The sequence below is a fragment of the Butyricimonas sp. DFI.6.44 genome (assembly GCF_022132345.1).
Classification (GTDB): domain Bacteria; phylum Bacteroidota; class Bacteroidia; order Bacteroidales; family Marinifilaceae; genus Butyricimonas; species Butyricimonas muris.
Window position 1 is genome coordinate 263681 of the sequence record NZ_JAKNJD010000009.1, and the last position, 6574, is coordinate 270254.

The window sequence follows — 6574 nt, forward strand, 5'->3', positions numbered from 1 at the left end:
TTTGTCGTTAATAATCCAGTCTTCCGGCTCCGCGCCAACGCCCGAAGGCGTCATCGAGAATCTCCCGCATGGTGCGGGAGCGATATACCTTTGCTTTCCAATAGCCGATGCGCACTTGAATGTACCGCCATGTCTCGAAATAGGCCCGGTTCAGATGCCGCTCGATGTTGTCCAATGAGCGGTTGATGGCCTCCAACACCATCAGCAGGTCGGAGGTCGAGCAGGCTGCCGCTCCGGTGGCATACAGCACGAGGTCGCTCACGGACTTGTAGAGCTGTTCCCCCTCACGGGCAATCGCCCTCAGCCCCCTCGCATTGATGGAGATAATCAGGGTATCTGCGGATTCGATGCGTCCACGTTTCAAGATCTTCGCATTGAAATCCTCCAACAACGATTTATAGTCGCCGATACGGTCGCTGACCGATGTATAGGTATTCTTGACGTTCAACACCGTGCGCAACGACTGGTACATGACGTCGATGGCATCGAACGCACGGGTGTATTTGTCAAGGTCAATATTCAACTCTTTATAGTCCCCAATTTCTTTACAGCTGTACTCGTGCAACAGCTTGTTGCTGTACTCCAAGGTGCTACGAGCCAACAGCAGGCTGCGCTGCTTCTTGTGGTCGTTGATGTAGGCTTCGACGGAGACTATATCGAAAGTCCACTGCGCCTTGGCGATACCGGGCAGCAGGGCGAACAGCACGACGGCAATCTGTATGGTACGTTTCATGGCCGTACCTCCTTTCTGCTATTCCTGCTGTTGCCGCTCCGAAGCGTCCGTGCATTCTCCACCCAGCGGTCATGGCATTCCTCCACGAGTGTCAGCCTACGGCCTTCGTCCGTGTCCAGTCCGGGCTGCACATCCTTCATCACGTCAAGGATGCTCCGCTTGTAGTGCATCATCTTTTCCAGCGATACCAAGTCGGCATATATCTTGGTGATTCTGCTGTCCACCTCTCGCGCTATCTCAAGGCGGTCGCTTGACCACAGCAGATGGTACACGTCGCCTGATGGCGTTTCTTCCGTCGGTGCGCTGCGGGCGTATTCCGTCGTGATTTTACAGGACGGATGTTCACGGGCGATTTCGGCTATCCGGTCGTTTACCAGTTTAGCCTTTTCCGCATCCGAAAGTCCCGGATCAAGGGTCAGCACGTCAGCGACGTGTGTGTCCGTATATTCCGAAGTGAGTTCCCACTTGATTTGGATAATGGTACGGTGTATTTTTATGCCGAGAAAATATTTCGGCTTGCGGGCAATGGAGACCGTAGCCCTGAATGTGATGATACCGTTGATATTCGGCATGGTCGCCTTGCGTACATACGAGTAGCCGTTCCATGCTCCGCCGTCCTGCCAAGTAAGACCGTATGCCGCCTTGCAGTCCTGCATGATGGCAGGGATGCGGTAATAGTCATCCGTCGCCACGCTGTTGTCGTCTGCGGCATCCGACTTTGCTTGGGCATAGTCGGACTGTTTCTTCTTCCACTCCGCGAGTTCTCCTTTCAGACGGTCTATCCGTGTCTTGTTCGCGTTGTACTGCTGCCGGTAAGTCGCCGCATCCTCAATGCTCGCCGTACTGATTTTCTTCAGCAGGACAGCGTTCTCGTTTTCCAATGCCCCGATTTGCGCTTCAATATTGGCCGCTTGGCTGTTCGCCTCGTTCAATAGCGCGTCCAGTTCCGAAAGGTCGAGGTCGTTTTCCGTCACCGAGGTCTGCATGGCGCACTCCTTGGTGTGGGCATTCAACGAGCTGCCGCACTTGCGGCACTTGTACTGTGTCGAGCCTTGTCCGAGCGTAACCCCGTCGGAACAGGTCACGCTGATGGTCACGCTCTCGCATCCCTTCAATTTGGCTGCGTCCGTTGCTTGGTAATAGTTCCGCGCACCGGAAGATATATAATAGGTGTAGCCGTCCTCGTTCTCGTTGAACTCCGCAAGCCGGACATTCAGTTGCGCCCGAAACGTGTTCAAGTCCATCGAGTAGGAATCGAAGACTTCCTCATAGACGACCTCTTCTTTGTTCCAGTTTTTGCTCACATGGATTTCGTATGCGTATGCCTTTTTGGTCTGCTTGTTTTTCTTGCTGATGATATAGGCACTCATCCAATAGTTGATGCTGTAGCTGAACCCGTCGTTCTGGTTGTTCAACTGCTGCACGCGGTTTCTTGACCAACCGGCATATCCTTCCGAGTTGGCAAGTACCTGTTCCCGTTGCGAGGCATCAGGATAGAAATTCGGGTCGCTCGTGTTGAACCGCACCCATGCGCCCCCGTTCAGGATGCTGTTGTCGTCCGTCGGAGGATAGTAGTCGCACAGCGATACGCTCCCTTGGTCACGCCGGGCAATGTACCACCGCTGCGTGTAATAGTTCCCCATCGCTTCGTCCAGGTAGTCGGTCATCCATGCCGTGAGGTTGTAGTTGCTGAAGTTGAACAGACCGGCCACGTTGTCCGGACCACCCACCATGTCAATCAGCAAGCCGCTGATGTCATGTTCCGCCTGCTCGAATAGACTCCCGTAGTGTTCATACAGGTTGCCGATTTCTTCAACCTTTCCACCCAGCAGGTCATGGAACGAGCTGCTTTGCAACAGGGCGTCACCAAGATTGGCAATGCCTGCCGTTGCAAGGCCGACCCCCGTGTTATAAAGGTTGTCGAGGTCGCTTTTCAGGTTCTCGTGGGTGAAGTTGCCCGGTATGCGGGCGAAGTTGTCCATCATCCGCTGCCAGTCGATGTTTCCCGTTTCGGAGAGTTTCAGCAAGGGGGCAATTTCCGGATTGATTTCGAGAAAGGCGATGTCCGAAAAGGTCAGCGTGCTGTTGGTCACCACGCTCTCGAACTGCATACACAGACTTTTGGTATCATCGCAGACTTTCATCAGGTAACTGCCCCAATAGATAGCCGTTTGCGGCGAATGGAGCATCTGCTTCGCCACCACCCATATCTTGGGCATGATTTTCTCCGCCACCATCCGGTAGATGCGCCGGTAGTAGTAGTTTTCCGTACGGCTGTTCCAGATGCCGAGGTCGCTCAGGGCTTTATGCTCCAAGAACTTGGCCGCGAATATCCCGGCGGTAGCGACCTCCGCTGCCGTGTAGTGCTTGAGGACGTCATCGACCTGCTCCCGGTAGTACCCTTCGGCGACCGCTTCCGTACCGAAGGCAGCCACCATCGCCGCAACGGTACGGGTGTCGTAGTTCACGCTGTAATACTGGGCGTGAACCGTCTGGCAGAGTGTGACCGAGGCGATGGTCAGGATAAGGAGTAGTCGTTTCATGGCTGCAATGTTTATTTGGATTCATGCACGGGACGGAGGTTGAGCACACGCCCCGTCTCGTTTACTTTTTGTGCAAAAGGCAGGGCCTTCCCGATACCGCTGGCATCCCAGTCCCGGCAATATGCCTCGATAGCTTCCTGATGGCTGCACCGAAGTTCCTTCTTGTAAAGCTTCAGTGCCTCCTTTTCCGCCCGTTCGGTCGTGTAGGTCATGTAGCACTCGTGCGGCTCTTCCACGCCGTACACGCCGCTGGTCGTCCCCCGACGGATAAACACTTCGCGGAAGAAGCTGCGCCCATCCTTGTTCTCCAAGCGGTTGATGGTAAATATCTTCTTGCAATCCACCTCGGTCAGACCAAGAATCTTTCGGATTTCGTCAAAGCGTTCCTTGAACTTGCTCTGGTCAAGCAGCATCACCACGTCCGAGTTGTTGATGATGGCCTCCTTCACGATTTCGCTGCCGATGATGTCCTGTATCTCCTGCGTCACCACGCCGACAGAAGCCCAAAACTTACGGGCGGTCTTGTACATGAACTTGATGTATTCCGCCATGAGCGGGCTGGCAATGGCCTTCCACGCCTCTTCGATGACAAGGACTTTACGGGTCTTCTTGATGCGCATTTTCTGCAGGAACACGTCCATGATAATCAGTGTGACAATGGGAAACAGTTTCTTGTTTTCCTTGATTGCATCCACTTCAAAGACGATGAATGTCTCGTCAAACAGTGCCGAATCCACATTCTCATTGAGAATCTTCTCATATGCGCCTCCCTTGTAGAACGGCTGCAGCATGGTCGAATAGGTCGAGTAGCTGATTGTCGTGATGTCATTTTCGGTGCAGATCTGCTCCAGACGGTCGAATGAGTAGTCAAAGAATGAGTTGAAGTTCAGTTCCGACACTTTGAGAGCCGCCCGCCGTGCCTCAAGCACCTCTATCTGTTTGCGCACCATCTCATCCACCTCTCTGGGTGGTTTGTTTGGGTTCTTTCGGCTGGCCGCCGCAAACAGGTTTTTCAGCAGTACCTCCCGTTGCTCGTCGGTGTATCTTGTAAATCCGTTGAAATAGGCATCATAGTAGTCTATGATTATCTGCTCGACAATGCGGAACTCGATTTCGGGAATCTGGCTGTCCGACCCTTTCCAAATCATCAGGATAAGGTTCTTGAGGAAGTCTATCTTCTCGATATTGTATTCCTCCCGGTTGATGCGAAACGGATTCATCGTAATAGGCCGTTCCTCGGTATAGGAGATATACTTGCCGCCCAGATACTCGCACAGTCCCTCGTATGAGTTCCCCGTATCGACCATCACCACATCCGTTCCCTGCTCATGGAGCTGGCGCACGACCGAGTTCATATGAAAACTCTTGCCGCTGCCCGAAGGCCCCAAACAGAAAAAATTGGAATTATCAGTCAGTTTATTCTTTCCCTCTTTTCCCGTGATGTCGATAGCCACCGGCACGCCCTGACGGTCGGTGTAGTAAATCTTCAGCGGCGTTTCCTCGCTGTGCAGCACACGCTCCTTGTACATCAGGCACATCGCCGCATCGGAAAGGGTCAGGAAACGGTCGTATTCCTCATTGAGCGTGTAGCAGTTGCCCGGAAACGAACCGACGAACAGTTCCAGTTGGTTGTATGCCCGCTTGCTGATATGGATACCCATACGCCCGAAAGCGTTTTCCAAGTGGTTCGTACACTTTTGCAGGTCTGCACCGGCAGACACGGCCACCACCATGTTGAAGTGTGTATATACCAGTTGCTTGCTCTCACGGGCGATGACTTCCTGCACACGCTTGATGTCCTCGACCGCCATCTGGTTGTTCGGATTGGGAATGCTCGCGTGGCGGTTCTTCTTTTTGTCGAGCAGCGACAGCTCACGCTTCTGGTTGGGCAGGAAGATGATTTGGTTATAGACCACCGTCTCGGCGTTCGGGATGCTGTCCACCACCGACACCAAATCGACGGGCATTTCCGTGTTGTTGACCTCGATATTCGTGTACGGACGTATCTGTGAGGGCAGTGCGGCACAGTCCACGTCCACAAGGCTGTACACCTTGCAGCGTTTGTCGCCCATCGACACGGTTTCATCGTCCGCCTTGAAGTTCGTCATCGACACGGTGCGGTCTTTGAAGTTCATGGCGAAGTAACGATCGACGTACTCGCTCGCTTCGGCTTTGTTCAGGAATCTGGCCTGTACGCCGCCGTCACGTAACTGGTCGTGTACTTTACGGATTTTCACAAGGAAGTCACGCCACTTTTTGCTATCGAACGAGAACAGACGGCTTTTCTTCGCCTCTTGCGTGATGGTCAGGTAGCAAAGGCTGTCCGTGTAAGGACGTCCCTTGAAATAACGAAAATAGGATGAAGACAGGAACTCCTGACCGTCAGTCGGTTCGCTCGCAAACTGTTTCCTGACGAAGATGTCCTGCTTGTGGATGGCGTACCCTTCGCCCAACGTCTGCGCAAGGGCGGTGAACAAGTGTGTGAAGTCGTAGTAACTGTCAATGTCCGCCGAATATTTCTGTACCGGATTCTCTATCTTAAGTACGGCGGAATATTCGCCGGTCTTGGTGTACAGCACACCCACACCGTCCGTTTCCTCCGCCGAGAAATAGATGTCCTGAAAGATTCGCTTGCGCTTGCCGCCCGTACCGAACGCATAGACCGACAAGGCCATACCCGCGCACAAAGCGACAAAACATAAAATGATGTATAGGGTCATTTCGATATACGTGTAATTAAATAGGGGCAGGTTCGCCTTGCTTCAAGACAAACCCGCCCGCGTTCAACAATCAATAAAGCCATGCACATTGCCGTGATGGTTTTTCTTTCGTCAGATCTTGCGCGAGTGGGCATACACATACACACCCGGAACGACCTTCTTGCTATGCAGTCCTTTCCGCTGTTTGAGGAGGATGAGCACGATACCGGCCGATACGACGGCTGCCAGCACGACAAGCCCGGCAATGAAACCGAGCAGGCAGTAGGCGGCGACAAAGCCGACAATGGCTCCGCACGTCGTCACCGCCGCCCAATATATATACCGGCCTTGGATGCCCAAAAACTCAAGAGGCCGTTGCAGTCCCTTGAACAGCGGGTAGTCCGGATAGCGTTCGTCCTTGCCTTTCATACTTATCCTTGATGTTTAAGCGGCAATACCGAAGAACAGAGGCAACGCCTTGGCCGCCGCAATGAGGAAGATACAGGCTCCCACGACCATCATGATCTTCTTCTTGACGTCCTGCTCCTCGTTGTGTGGGCTAAGCACCCAGCGCCATACCCACCTTGCGGTGGGCGGTT

Annotated in this window: 5 protein-coding genes; all 5 read right to left on the reverse strand. The window is 53.4% G+C overall.

All coding sequences use genetic code 11. The features are described from left to right. Nucleotides 1–7 precede the first annotated feature (7 nt). On the reverse strand, nucleotides 8–733 hold the full coding sequence (locus L0M98_RS14260) for a hypothetical protein (protein ID WP_004320452.1): 726 nt from the start codon (nucleotides 731–733) through the stop codon (nucleotides 8–10). Further along, entirely contained in the window at nucleotides 730–3276 is a 2547-nt protein-coding gene (locus L0M98_RS14265) for a hypothetical protein (RefSeq protein WP_113748768.1), read from the reverse strand. Before L0M98_RS14265 ends, L0M98_RS14260 begins: the two co-directional genes overlap by 4 nt. Before the next feature lie 11 nt (nucleotides 3277–3287). Further along, a complete protein-coding gene (locus L0M98_RS14270) occupies nucleotides 3288–5996 on the reverse strand; it encodes a TraG/VirB4 family ATPase (RefSeq protein ID WP_004320448.1) in 2709 nt (902 codons plus the stop codon). Between the two features lie 111 nt (nucleotides 5997–6107). Next, on the reverse strand, nucleotides 6108–6404 hold the full coding sequence (locus L0M98_RS14275; RefSeq protein ID WP_004320446.1) for a DUF4133 domain-containing protein: 297 nt from the start codon (nucleotides 6402–6404) through the stop codon (nucleotides 6108–6110). 15 nt (nucleotides 6405–6419) lie between these two features. Further along, a partial coding sequence (locus L0M98_RS22595; protein ID WP_195580490.1) for a DUF4134 family protein occupies nucleotides 6420–6574 on the reverse strand: 155 nt, incomplete at its 5' end.

Excerpts from the sequence above, each read along its gene's own strand:
- L0M98_RS14260 (WP_004320452.1), bottom strand. The coding sequence starts at position 733 with ATGAAACGTACCATACAGATTGCCGTCGTGCTGTTCGCCCTGCTGCCC.
- L0M98_RS14265 (WP_113748768.1), bottom strand. The coding sequence starts at position 3,276 with ATGAAACGACTACTCCTTATCCTGACCATCGCCTCGGTCACACTCTGC.
- L0M98_RS14270 (WP_004320448.1), bottom strand. The coding sequence starts at position 5,996 with ATGACCCTATACATCATTTTATGTTTTGTCGCTTTGTGCGCGGGTATG.
- L0M98_RS14275 (WP_004320446.1), bottom strand. The coding sequence starts at position 6,404 with ATGAAAGGCAAGGACGAACGCTATCCGGACTACCCGCTGTTCAAGGGA.